The organism is Paenibacillus periandrae (genome assembly GCF_022458865.1).
Classification (GTDB): domain Bacteria; phylum Bacillota; class Bacilli; order Paenibacillales; family NBRC-103111; genus Paenibacillus_S; species Paenibacillus_S periandrae.
Genome location: NZ_JAJNMU010000012.1, coordinates 177,761 through 197,000, shown reverse-complemented (window position 1 = coordinate 197,000; position 19,240 = coordinate 177,761). Strand labels below are relative to the sequence as shown.

The 19,240-nt window shown below is 44.8% G+C and carries 13 protein-coding genes; all 13 read right to left on the bottom strand.

What is annotated here, in order from left to right; translation table 11 throughout:
* Positions 1–85: 85 nt before the first annotated feature.
* Positions 86–1,360 carry an ABC transporter substrate-binding protein gene (locus LRL21_RS21340; protein WP_240417806.1) on the bottom strand — a complete coding sequence of 425 codons (1,275 nt, stop codon included), beginning with the start codon at positions 1,358–1,360 and terminating at the stop codon, positions 86–88.
* Between the two features lie 102 nt (positions 1,361–1,462).
* Complete coding sequence (locus tag LRL21_RS21335; RefSeq protein ID WP_240417805.1) at positions 1,463–3,037, bottom strand: response regulator transcription factor; 1,575 nt, start codon at positions 3,035–3,037, stop codon at positions 1,463–1,465.
* 1 nt (position 3,038) lies between these two features.
* Entirely contained in the window at positions 3,039–4,781 is a 1,743-nt protein-coding gene (locus LRL21_RS21330) for a sensor histidine kinase (RefSeq protein ID WP_240417804.1), read from the bottom strand.
* A 263-nt stretch (positions 4,782–5,044) separates the two neighbouring features.
* Positions 5,045–5,962: a dihydrodipicolinate synthase family protein gene (locus LRL21_RS21325; protein ID WP_240417803.1), complete on the bottom strand. Its 918-nt coding sequence runs from the start codon at positions 5,960–5,962 to the stop codon at positions 5,045–5,047.
* A 17-nt stretch (positions 5,963–5,979) separates the two neighbouring features.
* Positions 5,980–6,957, bottom strand: a complete 978-nt coding sequence (locus tag LRL21_RS21320) for an aldo/keto reductase (protein ID WP_240417802.1) — start codon at positions 6,955–6,957, stop codon at positions 5,980–5,982.
* Between the two features lie 50 nt (positions 6,958–7,007).
* Entirely contained in the window at positions 7,008–7,925 is a 918-nt protein-coding gene (locus LRL21_RS21315; RefSeq protein WP_240417801.1) for a dihydrodipicolinate synthase family protein, read from the bottom strand.
* Between the two features lie 40 nt (positions 7,926–7,965).
* Positions 7,966–8,808 carry a carbohydrate ABC transporter permease gene (locus LRL21_RS21310; protein ID WP_076234907.1) on the bottom strand — a complete coding sequence of 281 codons (843 nt, stop codon included), beginning with the start codon at positions 8,806–8,808 and terminating at the stop codon, positions 7,966–7,968.
* A gap of 38 nt (positions 8,809–8,846) precedes the next feature.
* On the bottom strand, positions 8,847–9,788 hold the full coding sequence (locus tag LRL21_RS21305) for a carbohydrate ABC transporter permease (RefSeq protein WP_240417800.1): 942 nt from the start codon (positions 9,786–9,788) through the stop codon (positions 8,847–8,849).
* 28 nt (positions 9,789–9,816) lie between these two features.
* Positions 9,817–11,199, bottom strand: a complete 1,383-nt coding sequence (locus LRL21_RS21300; RefSeq protein WP_240417799.1) for an ABC transporter substrate-binding protein — start codon at positions 11,197–11,199, stop codon at positions 9,817–9,819.
* Positions 11,200–11,366: 167 nt separating this feature from the next.
* Complete coding sequence (locus tag LRL21_RS21295; protein ID WP_240417798.1) at positions 11,367–12,989, bottom strand: response regulator; 1,623 nt, start codon at positions 12,987–12,989, stop codon at positions 11,367–11,369.
* A complete protein-coding gene (locus tag LRL21_RS21290; protein ID WP_240417797.1) occupies positions 12,967–14,808 on the bottom strand; it encodes a sensor histidine kinase in 1,842 nt (613 codons plus the stop codon). The genes LRL21_RS21295 and LRL21_RS21290 overlap by 23 nt, the downstream gene beginning before the upstream one ends.
* A gap of 218 nt (positions 14,809–15,026) precedes the next feature.
* Entirely contained in the window at positions 15,027–15,272 is a 246-nt protein-coding gene (locus tag LRL21_RS21285) for a hypothetical protein (RefSeq protein ID WP_240417796.1), read from the bottom strand.
* Between the two features lie 57 nt (positions 15,273–15,329).
* Positions 15,330–19,199, bottom strand: a complete 3,870-nt coding sequence (locus LRL21_RS21280; protein ID WP_240417795.1) for a glycoside hydrolase family 44 protein — start codon at positions 19,197–19,199, stop codon at positions 15,330–15,332.
* Positions 19,200–19,240 lie beyond the last annotated feature (41 nt).

Here is a 19,240-nt window from a genome sequence, read left to right as displayed (position 1 = left end):
CTCTTCTCCCGTTTAAACGATCAGCCCATGCCGTTTTGCCTCAACAGGGCGGGTATCGATGCATGGGCCGACCCCTTGATTTTATTTATTTTTTCACTGCAGTGGTCCACATTTTCTGAATTTCTTCCAGCGTTTTCTCTTTGGTTAGCTGACCTCCGACGTAAGCTTGCAGTGCTTTCGTGAATTGCACATCCATCCCGGCAGGCCACAACGAATATGCCCAAGGAATCGTTTGATTTTTCTCAACATATGTGTTCATATCAGCTGCAAGCGGACCCAATTCCTTGGTCGCCTTCATATCTTTAAAGGCCGGGATCAGGTGCATCGAATCGACCAAATATTTTTGGCCATTCTTGTGCAGCCAGATCAGAAACTTCTTGGATTCCTCGACTTGCTTGGAGTTTTTATTGATTACATAGTAAGTAGGAATCCCTACTGGAAGCTTGGTATCGCTTGGATTGTCGGTTAATGGAATCGCGAACATACCGATATTGAGCTTCGGGTTCACTTTCGTGATCAAATCGATCGTCCACACCCCTTGCTGCATCATAGCCGTTTTGCCGGATGAAAAATCAGCAACCTGGTTATCATAGCTAACACCTACGGATTCAACACCTTTTCCATATTTGACAGTCATGTCCAATACATCAAAAAAGTTATCCAGCAGTGGAACGTCTTGTACTTTAGCTGTGCCTGCGTTAATTTTGCCAATCAAATCCGTCGAATCCTTGGCATAAGCGAATGGCAGGTTGAACAGGTTGCGCCCCAATACAAATCCTTCTTTGTACGCTTCGGCATAAGAGGGAATTCCAGCCGCCTTTAGCTTTTCATTCATTTGCTTGAGCTCTGTCAAAGTGGTTGGCACCTTGTCAATACCAGCCTTGGCAAACAAGTCTTTATTGTAAATAAATCCATAACCTTCCATAGCAGTCGGGAAACCGTACTTTTTGCCATTGATGGTCATCCCGGGCATCGCAGAATCCATCACCTGGTTCATCCACGGCTCACCTGACAAATCAAGTAGTCGTTCACTCCAGTCGTTAACACCACTGAAGCTTTTGGTGAAAAATACGTCCGGCTCATCCCCGGAAGCAAATCTTGTTTTCAGCATCGTATCCAAATCCCGTACGACCTGGGCATCGATCGTTACGTTGGGATTATCCTTCGTGTAATCGGCTGCCATTTGTTTGATTTGATCGGTAACTTCCACTTTACCCTGAATCAGCTTGAGCGTAATCTTCGGACCTGTGCTTTGCTGGGACGACGCGCTTGTTTTGGGGGCTTCCTCCCCCCCGGCACATCCTGCCAGGATGGTAACCATCAAAGCGGTAGCGGTCACTGTGGACATCCATTTTCTCATCTAAGACTCCTCCTAAGTGTTCTTCAATTCATTGTTGAACTATCCTTATTGTAAAGAATTATGACTTCGTCGGGCATGGAATATACGCGCTGAAAAAGGTAATTATTTAATCTCATTTTCTTTACGATACGGAAACGGCGACACGCCGACCTGTTTTTTAAACACTTTACTAAAGTAATTCTCATCATCGTATCCGAGTTGATTGGCGATATCAGCTATGGAAAGTGTCGTTCCTTCCAGCAGCGCTTTGGCCCGTTCCATTTTTAAATCAGTTAAATAGCTTACAACCGTTGTATGGTAAGTATCCTTGAACTTCTTGGATATATATTGTGGACTAAAATGAAATTGCTCCGCTAAAAAGGTTAATGAAATATCCTCATAAAAATGCGTATCCAAATAATCCTTAATGTCCGCCATACTTCTACCTGATGAGGTAAGCGGATTCAAGCCTTCTATTAAAGTGTGGACTTGATCTACGAGTACCTTCTCCCATTCATCCAAATCGTTAATCCACAGCGGCATATACGGGACCTGCACATCATCTGTCTGATTCTGAACCAATTGCTTACAGCGGCCTAGCAGTAAATTCGCTTCCATCGTGCACACCTGAAGTTCCTTAAGCAGCAATGCTCCTCTTTGTCTTAAAGCGTCTGTGTACTTGTTCAGGAGATCTGTGGCAAACGCTTTATTGCCCGTTTCTATCACTTTTTTCAGCAAAAATAATTCGTTCATCAAGGATGGAAGCTCATGCGGCGCTTTAGCAGCTGGATGAGCACCCTCTGACAGCACATCCCCATTTAAGAGCGTATTCCTTGCGTCTCCTATGACTTTATGAATGTGCGTTAAATCGGCAAACCCTCTGTTCGAGCCAACCATTACATCGAGTTGAATCGTCTGCTTCCATGCCCGCATCAACCGGTCCACATAGAACTTGTAATCCTCCTCGTTCGATCCCCAAGTATCTCCACCCATAAGCAGCAGCCATTGATAATCATCTAGTCTACAGAGATAATGGGCAAAGTGGCTGCCAAGCGCATATTGGGCAATGTTGCCGACCGCATACGTGAACAAATCGTCATCCATCAGAAAGCGCTGATCCAGAATACGTTTTCGGTTTTTGGGGAGTATGAGGGCGATTTTGATTGATTGCTCGGGCAGACCCGTTTTCTCAAATATTTTGCGTACGGATGGCGATAAAGGAATCTCCCCACGGAAGTAGGATGCCAGCTTTTTTTCATCCAGCAGGGCATCTGCTTTCCGTACCATATATCCCCTTTCCATTTCGGTTTGCTTCGAATCTGAATGTTCCTTCCAAACCTGAATGGCCTTTTGCAGAGCATCTTCTACATCTTTTCTACGGAACGGCTTTAAGATGTAGTCGACTCCCTTGGCCTTGATCGTTGCGCGGGTGTATTCAAAATCGTCGTAGCCGCTGATCACAATAACATGTGTATCGTAGCCTTCCTCCTTTATTTTTTGGAGCAGCTCAATCCCGTTCATCTGAGGCATTCTCATATCACAGAACATGACAGCTGGCTTATAGGCTTTCAAGCACTCCAGCGCTTCTATCCCGTTCCCGGCCATATACCTGCCAGTAACACCAAATTTCTCCCAATCAACTGACAGGTCAATTGCCTCTCTAACGTGCTCTTCATCATCGACAATTAATACATTCATACTATAGGTCCTCCTGGATCGGAATGATCAGACTAATTTCCGTTTTGTCATAAGGTGTGCTGGTCATATGCCACTTAAATTGATCTCCATATTTGAGCCGTAATCGCTGCAGCACATTGATCAAGCCTATGCCGCCTTCCTCTCGTTTGTAAACGTTAGGTTCGTGAAAGCGCAGCTGAACCTGTTCGATTTCGTTATAATCCATTCCTTTCCCATTGTCTGTAATGCGAATGGTCAACCAGCCAGCGTCCAGTGCCATGTCCAAATGAATCATACCCATGCCTGTCCCACTTTCGATGCCATGGATAATGCTGTTCTCAACAAGCGGCTGCAAAATCATTTTGGGAACACTCACTTTTAGCGCGTCCGGTTCACAGTGTATGCTGTATGACAGCTTGTGCTTGAACCTGTTTTCCTGAAGTGAAAGATAATCCTCGATATGCTCAATCTCCTGCTGCAAGTAAACGGTTTCCGTATTGAAATCCATGCTGTACCTCAAGATCGACCCCAGCTGAAATATTTTATCATTAATTTCCTCGACCCCATGACGGAGTGCGACGGTACCAATCGATTGCAGCGTGTTATATAAAAAATGCGGATTAATTTGCGCCTGCAGCATTTTTAGCTGGGCCGTTGAGATTTCAATGCGCTGTTCGTACTCCCGAATAATCATTTCCTTCAAATTGCGCACCATCGTTTGAAACCGAAGCTCGAGAATGCCGATTTCGTCCTCTCGGGTCTTGAATTCTTCGACATCGAATTGTCCGATCTCCACTCGGGTCATATTGCGAATCAGCCTTTTAATAGGCGTAATGGTCGAGTAGGAGATGATGAATGTAAACAATAGAATGAATGCAAGCGCTATGAACTGGATAGCAATGGATTGATCCAACGTTTTTTGGGCTGCCTGGTTAATGAAATCCGAAGGAATAAATTTGATCATGGTCAGCGGCATCTCATAAAACGTGTCGTTTACGATGATGAATACTCCTTTTTTACCGTTATATTCACCGTATCGATATCCCGGCTGCTCATGCATGTTCAAACCAAGCTCTGTTGGCTGCATAGCAGATGTATCCGATGCTTCTTTGGGCGCATACATAAGCTCTCCACTGTCCTTCATCAACATAAACAGCGACTCTTGATCTGGATCGAATAGCTGTCTGCTTAATCGCCCAATCTCGTCTAACGAAATATACATGGACAGCATGCCCAGCACATTAGGCTTCGGATAATCAATGAGCTTCTTATTAATGGTTAAATAGCGGTTGCCGTTCAACTGCTGCATCTCAAAATCAGGAATGGTGGTCCACGATTCTTTCTGATCGGATGGGAGCTGCAATTGTTGGGAAATTTTCAAGACTGAATAGTTTAGCTTCGCATATTTTTGCCCACTCATCCCGCTATGAAAATTGACTACTTTAATTTCAGGCCGACTGTACATTAAATAAGCCACTTGACGGTCGATATAAATATCCTGTTGAAAATTCGTTTTTTCCAGCCAGAGGTACTCCATCAGACTTTGATCGTAGTACCACGATACCGATAATTGATTTAATTCCTCTAAATATTTTTTGACGTTTTCCATGCCAATACTCATCGTTTTCCGATTCAGCTCGATCATGTTCGCCTGAAGTGTAGCTGAGGTTGACCTGTACGAAATTAAGTTGGAGCATAGAAAAGGTATGGTCGTAGCCAGAAGGGACCAAACTAATAATTTGACAAATAAGCTGCGTTTATACATTCAGGTCACCTGCCTCGTCAAGTCATGTAAGTTTCTAAAGCATCTGATCATTATAACAAATCCTCATGACAGAAATAATGTAAAATTACAGATGAAATAAGGATTATTTTAATGTAATCTATGCAATAATAAAACAAGTCCTTTTTGGCAAATACCGGATCGTATATTATTGTCCCCAACTTCAGATTCTCTGCATGAAAATAAAAAAAAGGCTGATCATCAACAATGTGAGATCAACCATTTCATATTTAATGTATGACTATTTATATCGATTTAATCTGATTTCGCAAATCATTATCCGACAATCTTAATTGTTCAATCTCCTGCTTCATATATACATTAAAAAGCTCCTTACTGACTGTACGTCCATCCAATAAAATTTCCAAGCCTTCCAATTGCAGATAATATTTGGAGCCTGCCGGATAGAGCACACGTCCCATGGCAGAAGACATTCCGATATAATTTTGCAATCGTCTTGCTTGCTCCGGATTCGTTGCGTAAAGATCAAACAGTCTGACATATAAATCAGGTTGGAAGTTGGCCATAATTCCACTATAACCTGATGCACCTTGCTCTAAGGAACTTAATAGCGTTGCCGATTCTGCATTAAAGATTTGCAGCTGTGTGCCTTTCACAGCCTCCAGCTTGGCTTGCATATGCGCCGGGACACCTTCCGTATCCTTCAGGAAATAAAATCGGTTTGTATCCGCGCACCATTTCAGCAATTCGGGTGTTAAGGAGCGTTTGTATGGAACCGGGCATTCGTATAGTCCAAATTTGATATGTGGCACGTTAGTCAGGATGGTCTCAACATTTTGTTTAAAAACCTCTTCAGACTCGTAGGCGGTAGCCAAACGATTCACATTTAATACGAAGGCATCCACACCCGTAGCCGATATTTGTTTGATTTCTTCAATCTGGTCCTCTATCGAATAAGAAATATGGCCGGATGCGACAACCGGTACTCTGCTGCCTGCTTGCTCTTTAACAAACTTTGCTACCTGCACACGCTCGGCTAGAGAAAGATGATACATTTCGCTTGATAAGCACACGGCAAACAATCCATGTACACCTTTCGCTATATACCATTCGATCAACCGCTCCAACCCATCGTAATCTATTTGTTTGGTTGCCTTGAATGGAGTAACCATTGTTGGCCATATACCTTTAGTGATAGTCATGGTTAGTTCCTCTCTTATTAAGGTAATTTTACGCCACGGGCACTGACATAGAGCTGATACCATTCTTCCCGTGTCATTAGCTCTGCTTGACGTTCAGCGTCTCGGCAGGCAACAATTCTCTGCAGGTTGGTCGTACCGATCACAGGCTGGATTCGAGCTGGATGCCTCATGAGCCAGCCAAGAACAATCGCCTCTTGCGACGTTTCCTTCTGCTGTGCCAGCTTCGCCACTAAAGCCGCTGTTTGACGAACAGCTTCCGATGCCCCGTCTACCGGCTGCCCGGAGAATATACCCTTGGCGAGTGGACTCCAGGCTTGAACCTGAATGTGCTCAGTCTGGCAATACTCCAACAATCCATCAGCGAAATTGACGCTGGTTCCAGCTTCCTGGTTGATGTGAACCCCCTGATCAAGGAAGTGCAGATGCGCAAGGCTTATTTCGAGCTGATTGACGATGAACGGTTGCGATGAAGCCTGCTGCAAGAAACGGATTTGTCCTGCGCTCATGTTGAATACACCGAATCGTTTAACCTTGCCTGACGTATACAAGGTTTCGATTGCTTCGGCAACTTCGTCTGGCTCCATCAATGGATCTGGACGATGAAGCAGCAGTATATCCAAAGTCTCGATTCCGAGACGCTTCAGAATTCCCTCCACGGAATTCAGGATATAGTCTTTTGAAAAATCATAACGTCCCGGACCATCACCGTCCGCGAAGCGAATGCCGCATTTGGACTGAATAATCATGTTATCCCGTAAAGAAGGACGAGCTTTCAGCATTTGCCCGAATACGAGCTCTGCCTTGCCACTCCGATAAATGTCTGCATGATCGAACATGCTAATACCGGCTTCTAAAGCAGCCTCGGTTACTTGTTCAGCTTGATGTACATGTTCTTTGGTGATAGGCCCATTAGTCCAGTCCCCTCCCAATCCCATACATCCAAATACGAGTCTGCTCGTGTTCAATCCCCAATGTGCTAACGGTTGCGGCTTCATAAATTCCTCCTGCTGCTGATATATAATCGATACGAAACTCCAGCATCGAATTACGAGTTGGCTGTCACTTTATTTACGATATTGCTTTCATACACTTCTAATAATTGCTTAATAATAACAGGATCAGTAAGCGGTGGTGTTGGCAATTTAGGCAAGCCAGGAATTCCTTCGTGCTCCATGATCACTTTAATACCTGGAATCACGCCAACATCCGGGCGATCCAGCATTTCATATACGTTGTTTGCCTGTATTTGGAGCTTTTGTGCTTTTTCCAGATTACCAGCCTTGTATTCATCCCACATGACGCGCATATGTCCGCAGGTCACACTTTGCAGCGCACCTATCGCTCCATCCGCACCTAACAGCGCTCCTGCTTGAACCATTGTATCGACACCGGTGAGCAGATTCAGCTCCGGCATATATTTTCTGATTCGCTCCAAGTAGTAGAAGTTGCTGTCCGTATATTTAATACCGGCAAAATTCCTGACCTGTGACATCGTTTCCACAAGCTTCACCGCAGCTGCACGTTTTCCTGTCTCATTATCAATAATCTCCTGATTCCAGTAAATATAGAAAGGAAGATCGGAAGCTTCAGCGAGGTTTTTAAAATACAACACGTTTTCTTGCAGCGTAGCTGAATTGGATAAAGGTACCGAAGACACAGCAAAGGCTCCTGCTTTCGTTGCATGACGGGTTAGATCCAGGGCTTCTTCTTCATTGGAATAGCCGACATGGACAATAACCGGTATCCTTCCGTTATTGATACCAAGCACGACCTCTGTCCACTCTTTTCTCTCAGCTACCGACATCAGCCTGCCTTCGCCTGTGTAACCCAGCATGTATAGGCCATCTGCGCGTTCCTCTACATACTTTTCCAACAGCTTTTCAGCTGAATCCTTTACCAAATTGCCATACTTGTCGAAGGGTGTCACCAGTGCGGGAATAATCCCTGTTATTGTTGCTGCCATTATATTTTTCCTCCTATTTCTATCGTTATTGTATGGTTTACTAGCCTTTAATAGCTCCACTCGTTAGTCCTGCGATAAAGAATCGATTCAAGAATAAATATACAACCAGCATAGGGATAATCGACATGGTCGTTCCAGCCAGCATCAAATTCCACGAGCTTACTGTTTCTCCTCGACTCTTAAGTGCAACGACACCGACCACAAGTGGCGAATTATTCGGGTTGCCAATTGTGAATACCATAGGAAGCAAGTAATCGTTCCATGCATTCATGAAGGATAATAGGCCAATCGTTGCAATCAAAGGCTTGATCAGAGGAAATATCATATTCCAAAATATTCTGAAAAAACTGCATCCGTCCATCTTCGCTGCTTCATCAATTTCCGGAGAAATCGTATCGATATATTTGCGGGCAATGTACAGCTGCGTGATGTTAAAGCCCAATATGTTAATAATGATAACTCCCCACAACGACGTGTTGAGATGGAATAATTTGGCCACGATCAGCTGCGGATACAGATACAGGGTTCCTGCAGAAATAAACATAGTAGATACGAGTATGACAAAAATCAGATTTTTACCGGGAAATTTTCCTCTGGAAAACACATATCCACCCATGGTCGAAGTGACAATAGTGCCCACTACAATGAAAAATGTCATATAAATACTATTCCACGTATACAAATCGAAATGTCCCAGTTTCCAGGCATCCACATAGTTTTTAACGCTGAAGCTGGTTGGAAGCAAGCTGCCCGAGGACATCACCTCCAGATTGGTCTTGAAGGAGGAGAGCATCGTATACAAGATAGGAAATAACGTCAGAACAAAGAGTATACTTAGCCCCGTATACAGTATCGTGGAAGAGATGGCCTTATGGGTATTCATGTGAAGCAACTGCACCTCCTCGGTTCCTAATAAACGGTTTAATCATTTTTGGTCAGCTTATAATACAATCCGGTTATCACAGCAAGCACCAGACCCGTAATGACAGAAAGCGAAGACGCATAACCGAACTGATTCATCGAATCGGATACTCCGTAGGAGAAGAAGTATTTGAATACATAGGTCATGACCACTTCCGTCTGTCCACCAGGCTGTCCATTCGTGAGTACAAGTACCAAGTCGGCCATCTTCATGCTTCCAATGATCGCCAGCATCAATAAAACTTTCATGATAGGCGCCAGCATCGGCAGCGTAATATAGATGAACTTTTGCCATCGGGTTACCCCATCGATTTCAGCACATTCATACAATTCGTTAGGTATCGTCTGCATACCCATGAGAAAGAACACCATATTAATTCCGAAATTATGCCAAACACTGGCAATGACAATGATGGTGTTAGCAAGTGCCTTCGTACCAAACCATTCAATCGAGGTGTCCATAAGTCCGGTTTTGATAAACACCTGGTTCACGATACCCTGGTAAGGCTCGAACATGAGGAAGAAAATCAGACCGATAACAGCTGTACTATTAATCGTCGGTATAAAGAAAGCGGTACGGAACATCGAATTGATTCGCGTCCCCTTATTGAGCAGCACCGCCAGGAACAAGGCCAACGGAAACTCGATCACTAGCTTGGCAAAAACGATAATAAATGTATTCAGCAACGATTCCCAATATTTGGGATCTCTTGTAAAAGCTCTTATAAAATTATCAATTCCGATGAATTTGGCCGTCGTTATGCCATCATAATCATAAAATGCCCATTTCATCAGCCACAGCATGGGATAAATCGTAAAGAACGCAAATCCGATCAGCATCGGCAGCAGCATCAGATAGGCTTGAAATGAATCTTTACCGAGCACTCTGCCCACGATGGAATGCTCATTCCTTTGGCGGTATTTCAATGTTGCGGTCTTCATAAGCTGCTCCTTTCCTGCCAAACATCTGTCATGGTTTCAATCTGGTGTCCCAAGCTGCGTCCTTGAATGGACCGAGATCAAAACCATCCTTGATCGCCCGTGTCAAAGCGTCGTTGTATCGTTTGTCCAGACCTTCCAGTTCTTTACCGATATCGGTTACGGAGCCTGATAAAATCTTGCCAATCGTATTCTGATACGTGTCACCCTCCAGCTTGATAGCTCCATCCGGTGGTGTTTTGGTGAAATAGGAAGTGCTTAAATCAGAAAATTCCTTCCACCCCTTCTTATCAGGTGTTTTTGCTCCTTCGATTGCTTTGGCATTTGCCATAAAATCTACGCCTTCTTCATGCATATCCCTTTGGAATTTCTTGCTGTGTACATATTCATAAACAATAAAGCTTTTTTCCGGATTTTTTTTGGCAGCTGCTCCAAACACCAGGTAATCGCCGATCTGAGCATATTCTTTATAGCGCTTTGCTGTGTCCAACACCGGTACATGCGCAACGCCCCAATCATCCTTAGGCTTTAAGGCGTCGGTTAAGTTAGTGACTTCCCAACTCGCGCCCATCATCATACCAATACGTCCCTCAGCAAACTGCGCTCGTAAATTATCAATCGCCATCCCCTCAGCTCCAGGGAAAATGCTCTTGTCCTGCTTCATCTGAACAATCTTCTCCAGAATCGGTTTGAAATCAGTAAATCGGTATTGCCCCTTCTGGAAGTCGTATCCCATATGTCCAACCGATGGAGCAAACATCACGGCATTCGACCATTTGCCGCCCATCGCGCCTACATCCTTGAGATGTGTACCAAAGCCATATTCCTTACCTTCACCTACAGCTGTAATTTTCTTAGCAGCCGAAACAACCTCGTCCCAGGCTTGCGGAACTTCTTTGATACCCGCTTTTTCAAATAACCGCTTGTTATACAGCATTTTGGTCGTAATCACTACGAATGGAACGGAATACGTCTTCCCTTTGTAAGTGTTATATTCCGGAATAATCATATCTTTATAGTCCTTTAGAAATTCAGGGGCTTTGGCAAAGTCCTCAAGCGGAAGCATCCAGCCTGCATTGATGAACGGGTCTTTCACCGTACCCACGAACTTATACAGCTCAGGTCCCTGATCTGCGGCCAAGGCAACCTTCAGCGCATCCGCATAATCATTACCCATCGCGCGAAACTCCAGATTGATTCCCTGCTCTTTGCCAATCGTAGCGTTAAATTCATCCATTTTGCGTTTCATAAATTCGCTCTTATCGTTGTGCCACAAGCGAATCGTCACTACCTTGTTATCCGGTGTGCCAGTCACACCCGCTGCTCCTGTGGTCTTCTCTGGAGTGGAGCTGCAGCCTGCCAGCAACGTCGTACCCATGGCTGTCATCAATACCATGCCTGTCCATCTGCTCATGTTCAAACCCATTCTAACACCGCCCTATTCTATTTATGGATAATCCAGCCTTGTGTAAGCGCTTAGACAATATGCTGTGATTACACTATTGATCATAATGGAATGATACTCTAAAGTCAGTGCATTAACTTATGATAAAGACTCTAATATCTTAAGGACTACTCTAATTATTTATGCTCATTCCGGTATTGCTGGGGTTGGAGTCCCGTATATTTCTTAAATGCCGTACTAAAGTAATTGTGGTTATCGTATCCGAGCCCTTCTGCGATTTCCCATATCTTCATTTTGGTTGTTTTTAATAAACGTCCTGCCTCCTCCATCCTGACCTGATTCAAATATTCATTGATGGTCTCACCCGTTTCTCTTTTGAAAACCGAACAAATATAAGTAACCGACATAAATACCTCATCGGCGATTTCCGATAAACTCAGGTTTTGCGTATACTGTCTTTTAATAATAGCTTTGATTTTGTTCACAAGATCCAGATGCTTCTGGTTATACTTCTGTGAGTAATAATGGGCTGCCTCCACGAAAATCGAGGTCATGAGCAGCTTCATTTCCTGGATATGCTCTGCCTTTAATATGTTAAACAGAACCAGATTGCGGTTAGGAAGAATCCGCTCCAAATCCTCGCCCATTTCATATACTTTTCGGTAGGTTCCACTGATTAATTCCATGCAAAAGCCTCTGATGGACTCCACATCGGAGTTCAGAAACCCATTAAAAATCGTATCCAGCAGCTGTAACCCGCCATTCGTATCACCGAGCATAATAAAGCCGATTAATCGGTTCTCTGCTTCGAACAAGTTCGTATAATCCATGGAGTCCAGCTTACGCTTCGCATGCCACGGATTGGTAATATCTTCAATGCGAATGATGGAGCGCAAACCTGTATAAAATTTATGCTGCACAGCATGGACCGCATTTTTGTATGAAGCGTACACGCGGTCAATGCTTCCCACCTGATTGCCGGTTCCAATAGAGACCGAAATTTTCAAATATTTAAATAAGGACTGAATGATTTCCTCACAGATTTGGATATGCTTATCGTCGTGCTGCGACTTTTCATTGAAGATTAACACAAACTCGTTCTCATTCAAGCAATGAACGATACCAGCGTCATAATTCCGGAAGATCTCGTCTGTAATATTTTGAATGGAAAAGCTCATAAGCTGCTTCTCTGCTTCTTTCTTATTTTCAATCTGCTTCAAATAGTTGTCCATTTGCATAACGGCTACCATCAAACAGGCATCGGCTTGCAGAGGTAATTGAAAGTAATCCAGCTTATCCCGAATCTCCTGTCCATTAAAGACAACGCCCAGCAGCAAATCTCTTAAAAACTTTTCCTTCATCAGTCTGGAATTTCCATTCAGCTGCTGCTTGAGCTGTTCAATCTTGTGGTGCATATTACGTTCCATATCGATATTGCTTACAACCTTCGTGATTACCTCTCGAATATCATTGATCTTGATCGGCTTGAGAATATAGCCTTCAGCGTTAATTTCCAATGCGGTTTTGGCATAATTAAAATCCTGAATGCCGCTAATAATGATAATTTTGGTTTTGCTGCCTGCTTCCTTCAAATTCATAGCGACTTCCAAGCCATCCATAAAAGGCATCTTGATATCAGTAAACAAAATATCGGGAGCTAATTCACTGCACAAATCAAAGGCTTGCTGTCCATGCTCCGCTTCTCCTACAATCGTAATTCCGAATTCCTCCCAAGGGATAACCTCTCTCAAAGTTTCTCTTACAATAAAATCATCATCAGCTAATACCATCCTCAACATGGTAACCCTCCATTGTCCATAAAATTGGAATTTCGACTACCGACGTTAAACCGCCGTCCTCATTGATGTAAAAACGAACACCATACTTCATTCCAAATAACCGTTTAATCCGCTCGTTTACATTTCTCGTGCCGAACGATTTGGACGTATGGCTTTCAAAGTCCAGCATTTCATGCATCTCTTCCACATTAGCGCCTGCACCATTATCGGAAATACTGATTTGCAGCTTCTCCCCCTGCTTGACGACGCTTAAGCGGATCCAGCCCTCACCCTCCACCTTTTGAATACCATGTATAATTGAATTTTCAACCAGTGGTTGTAAAATTAATTTAACTGTCAGACATTGCAGAATATCGTTGGGAAAGTCCAAAGTATAGTTCAGCTTGCCGCCAAAACGCATTTTTTGAATTTCCAGATAGCTCTCCACATGCTTCTTTTCATCATTAAGCGTGATAATGCTTTTCCCTTTGCTAAGACCATACCTGAAGAAGTTCGATAACGAGCTAACCATATCACTAATATTAGGAACATTGTATCTCATTGCATATAAATTAATAGAATCCAGAGCATTATACAGAAAGTGCGGATTAATCTGCGCCTGTAAGGCTTTCAGCTCCGCGTCCTTGGCTTGCAATTCTGCTTCCTTTTTACTTACCTCACTCACATACAACCTTTCTACGAGATCTTTGATCTTCTCCATCATCTGCTTGTATTGTTCAAATAAAATACCGAATTCATCCTTCTTGCGATATCTTAATTTAATATCAAAATTACCGTGCTCAATGGTGGACATCGACTTCACCAAGGCCAGTATGGGCTTGGATATGTTGCCTGAGAGAACCAACGCCGTAAGTAAGGCAAATAACATACAGATCACTATGACGAAAACCATGATCTGGTTCAATTTTTTTTGTTCAATATTAACTTCATTCAACGGTGTTAAGGAAAGAATGGTCCACTGCAGCGGTACGATATAATGGGTTGAGATGAGCATCGGTTTACCATCTATGTGATCCATATGAGATTGTTCAGCTTGGTCATGCATGTCTTTAACCAGCTTGCGGATCACTTCCGAATCCTTAACCGAGCGGGGGCCATCAGGGGATAAATCACTGCTAAGAAGCACATCACCATCAGCATTAAGCAATGAAATTGAGCTTCCAGGTGTAATTTTATAATTTTTCAGCAGGTCAACGAAAAAGTTGGCGTCGATATCGGTAGTTAGCAGCGCTGCATATGGTGCCATATCAGCAGCTCTTAAGGCGACTAATTTCTTCGCTATCTTCATCGTTTGAATCTTTTTCCCGAACACGGTGATGTGATCGATCCCAACAATCGTCAACTGATTCGGAAGCTGCGAATACCATTTTTGATTTTCTACAACGCTAATGTCAAATACCTTATCTGTAATGTTTACACTTTTGTATTGAGGTCGGTTTACTACAAATAATTTGGGATAAAGCGCTGTCTTCGTCAATGCCGAAAAATCTGACAAATAATAACTATCCAATATTCGGTCCAGCTTCACGATCTCATCAATAATACCATCTGCATTGTCCGGCTGAGGTGAGCTTATTATGTGCTGCAGCTCAGGGTTAAGCGCCATCAATACAGAAAAATCGTTGATCGAATCCAGCTTTTGCAGCAGAATGGATTCCACAGAGCTTAAGTTTTTGACAATCGATAAGTTGATCTTATCTGTGATGATTTCAGAAGACCGGGTATAAAAAATAATCGAAATAATCGTTGTTGGCAAAAGAATAGAGATCAGGAAATAAATGATCAATTTATTTTTAATGCTTAAATGTATTCCCCTCATGGCATCGACTCCCCATTAAACTTTTCTAACATTTTATCCCGAAGACAGTCTGCATGGCAAACTATTTATCAAGGCTCTTCGATGCTTTCGATCGGGCTATTGTGCTCTTGCCAAATATTACGGGAAGTCTTGGACCGAATTCAAGCATCTTTATAAAATGAGAAAAAGCCGCATTATACGGCTTTTTCTCATTTTTGAGCTTCTATTATTTAGTTTGACTATTCCTGATTACGGCTTACTTCTTGACGAACAAAAGCAATAAAATGACGGGCTTGATCCGTTGTTATCTGCTGACCATCCAAGGTCAGTTGAAATTTATCGAGAATCTCTTCGTCAGATAACTCCAGACACTTTACAAATTGCTGGACAAGGCTGGATGAATTTCCTGAGTCGACTGTTTTACATTTCCTTCGGCTAATAATTCTATCCGACCTGTTGAGCTTGCTGATCTGGTTTATTAGCATGTTTTCCTCCCTTCGGAGCTACGCTCTATCAATTTACTTGCAATGTACTAATGAATGCTACGGCAACACGACCAACGTCGCTGACTTCGCGGGGAGTGTTAACGATAACCCTTCCGCACTGCCTTGCACGGTACCCGCTGGAGCCAAACGCTTCTGTGCTTCGAAGCGATATACTTGTGCGGAAGCATTCAACGATACATCGGCTTGAACCTTCGCAACACGCGGAGCAGTATCCTTGTTAAACAGAAGCACGTATTTCTTGCCTTGACTGGATACGATCGTGTAAGTTCCGACTGCATCCAGATTGGAGCTAACCGTGCTAACGACGTCGCCTTCGATTCGGCTGCCTTGGCCATCATAGTTCAAGAACAGCTTGAAGGCGTCCTCAAGCGGCGTATTGCCTTGTAATCCACCCCAGCGCATAGCGTAATCGACGCCTTCACGGGCAAACAGTGCGAGCGCTTCGGCTTGGGCCAAGCCGCTGTTAATACCACTGCCGTCTCCAAAGTTGTACTCGGAGATGGACAGCTTCATTCCCGGCGCATTGCGTGCGATAATATCGTGCATCCGCGGAATCAGCTTCACCGGCTCCTGAATCCAGGAGGACGCGTCCACGAAGTTCGGATCATATAATGACTTGAGCGAATTAAAGCGGCGTTTGGACATAGCCGAAGTCTCATCACTGGAGAATGCGATATTATTCTCTGCCGGGTAATAGTGAATATCAAGCGTATCGATCAAACGCTTGCCGGTTTGTTTACGATACTCTTCCACCTTGCCAAGCAGCCATTCCATATATGGCTTGCCGTCGTGTGCCTGCATATCGGCTCCTGGGGAGCAGCCGTCCTTTGCAGAGTAGAAGTACTCGCACCAGCCCCAAGGCACCGGACCAAAGATATTGGCCTCTGGATCGGCCGCCTTTATCGCTTCACCGTAGGCTTTCGTATAATTCCATATTTCATCGTAGGTCGTCATGCCCGGATGTACATCCCAATGAGAATGCGGCCACAGCATAGGCTCGTTGTCGAGCGCATAATTGTGCACGTATGGGCCAAACCGATCTTGAAGATGTTTAATCCATTTGGCAATGAATTCCGGTCCGACCTGCTTCGACGTATCCTCCGGCTTATTGCCTGTCACGTAGCTGCCGTCCTTGAGCTTGCCGTTACCAGCATCCGGCCGGCACCAAGCTTCATGCCAGTCGCACTCATTGCTCTGCTGAGCACCGTACTTCGCTATGGAATAGCTCCAGCTGATTTTGCGATCCTTCGGTGTCCAACCGATTGTCGGAACCTGGAGCAGCACCTGCGTACCCGCGTTCTTCGAATCCTGAATGAAACGGTCGGATAAAGAGCCATTCGGCAGCTTGGAGGCATCCGGATTGTCGTAGGGTACGTTCAGGAAGTACCAATCACCGCCGCGATTCGTCGTATCGATTTCCCAGTTATAACGAGTCATTGCATTGCCACCCCAACGCTTGATCGGGAATTTCATCGTGGAATGCCCCTCCGTCGGAGAATCCTCAAAGTTAACACCAAAAATGCCAGGGCTAAGCGTTCTGCGCTCCTTCGTTGAATCGATAGCCACTTTGACCGTAGGCAGCTCAGGAGCAGGCAAGTTGACGATCGATGTCGTTTTCAACAATTCAATATCATCGATATAGACCGTCCCTTGGTTCTTCTCACCCCACGCCGCAACGACAATACCGTCAAGATTGAGATTACTTACACCCAAGTCGGCAAATTTCAGCTTCACTTCTGTCCACTGATTCGCAGGTACGCCGTTCGGCAATACGTTCGTCAGATCAAATTCACCGACAAAGTTGCGGTCATCCATCAGGTTGACACGCAGCTGTTGTCCACCCGTCGATCCACCATGCAGCTTTAACCTTAATCCATAATAGTTGGTCAAATCGATTTTGGTATTGCGATGCAGCCATATGCCTTCGTAGCCTTTAGCAACAAAAGAAATGGATTTCGAACCGGAGGCTGTCGGCTGCGTGTTGCCAAAGTTCTGCGTGCCCCAGCTCCAGTCACTGTAACCGGCTGCCATTCCGTCCGTGTAGACAGCCTCTGGCGTATTCGACACAACCTGAATGTACATCGACGCACTTGCCGAGCCAAAGCTCGCTGTAATTTTTGCAAGGCCGCTGCCAACAGCCGTGAGCGAGCCTTTGTTCACTGTGATTATACTCGGATCACTCGAGGTCCAGGTCGTCTTGTCGCTTACGTCTGCGCTCGTGCTATTCGAGTAACGCGCTTCAAACGTCAGCTTGGAGCTGTCTCCTGGGGCCAATACCATGCCATATTGCGATAAAACACCCTCTACCATTGTCGGAGGTGCTACGTACTTCTCCAGCAATCGAATGTCGTCTAGGTAAATTTTGTTTTGCGCGCCGTCAGTCAAACCACGGAACAGCAGCCCGTCGAACAGGTTATCCTTTATTTTCAGCTCAGGTAAACTAATTTGCACCTTGGCCCATCCATTAGCTGGAATACTTCCACTTTCGATCAGACTGCTCACATTAATCTGCCCTGCAGCCTGACCGCCCGAATTGAACACAAGCTCCAGCTGCTGTCCACCCGCTTCGCCGCCGTTTATCCAGAATTCGAGCCGATCATAATCCTTCACGTTAACCGACCCGTTATCCTTGAAGAAATAAAGACCACCTCGTTGGCTCGGGTCGAAAACAACAGCCTTTTTGCCTGTATGCACCTTGGACTCTTCGTTCAAGCTGTGCGGCGCCCAGCTGTAATCCTTAAATGCCGAATTAAGCGTATCCTCGTAAATCTTGATGCCCTTCTGCCCGTCATCGTCCGGTGGCAAAGCAACATCCGTAACGGTAACGTTCACATTGGCGCTATAAGAGCCATATACCGCAGTAATGACAGAGGAACCAGACTTAAGCGCCGTTACTTTTCCATTGGCTACGGTAGAGATGTCTTCGTTAGAGGAGCTCCATAGCAGACCTTGTGTGAGTGGAATCTTTGTTCCATTGGAATAAGAAGCTGTTACAGCGAGCATTCCTGCATCGCTTGGCTTAAGCTCCATTTGTGATGGAGCAGCTTCAATACCGGTCATCACGACCACATCATCGGATACAGTAATCGTCGACGTGGCAGAGAATCCGCCATATTGCGCCGTCACGACAGCCGTGCCTGCCTTCTGAGCCGTCACTTTACCTGCACCGTTGACAGTTACGACTGCAGGATTGTTAGTGCTCCAAGTCACACCTTGCGGAATCGGAGCTGTCTTTCCGTCAGAATAGGTGGCGGTAATGCTCAAAGCGCCTTCCTGCCCCTTTTTCAAAGTTAGCGAAACAGACGACATTGAGATGCTTGTGAGCTTCTGTTCCTGGACAACGCCACCGCCATTCAGAACCAGATCGTCAAAATAAACCTCCGGCTGTAGACCATTTACGGTTCCGCGGATAAGAATGCCGTCAAAGATGCCGTTCGGTATGTTCAGCTTGCTAAGATCAATGCTGGTTTTCTGCCACGTACCGGACTTAAACACAGCTGGATCAAGCTGCTGAATGGCGACCGGCTGACCACCTGCCTGCATGACGACTTCGAGTTTCTGCGCGTTTCCTTTACCACCATGAGACCATAGCTCAAGAATGGGATAGTCGGAAACCTTAAGGACACGATCGTTATACAAGTACAGACCATCGTCGTTGTTAGGTATCATCCGAATCGATTTGGTTCCGGCATGGCGAGTTGTCGATTCCGATAAAGAATGTTTTGCCCAGCTGTAATCGTTGAAAGAATTGCGCAGCTGGTCGTCGTATACGATTAGCTGTGTAGGAGTTGTCGCCGCTTCGGCGGCCGGTATGCTCCCAATTCCTGCCGCTGTGCCTGACCAGGCAATGAGCAGTGCCATCGAAAACGACAGCTTCATAGGTATTCGGTATAAACGTTGAGTCAATGAAAAGTCCTCCTTGATTGATTTGATGTATAAATCATATA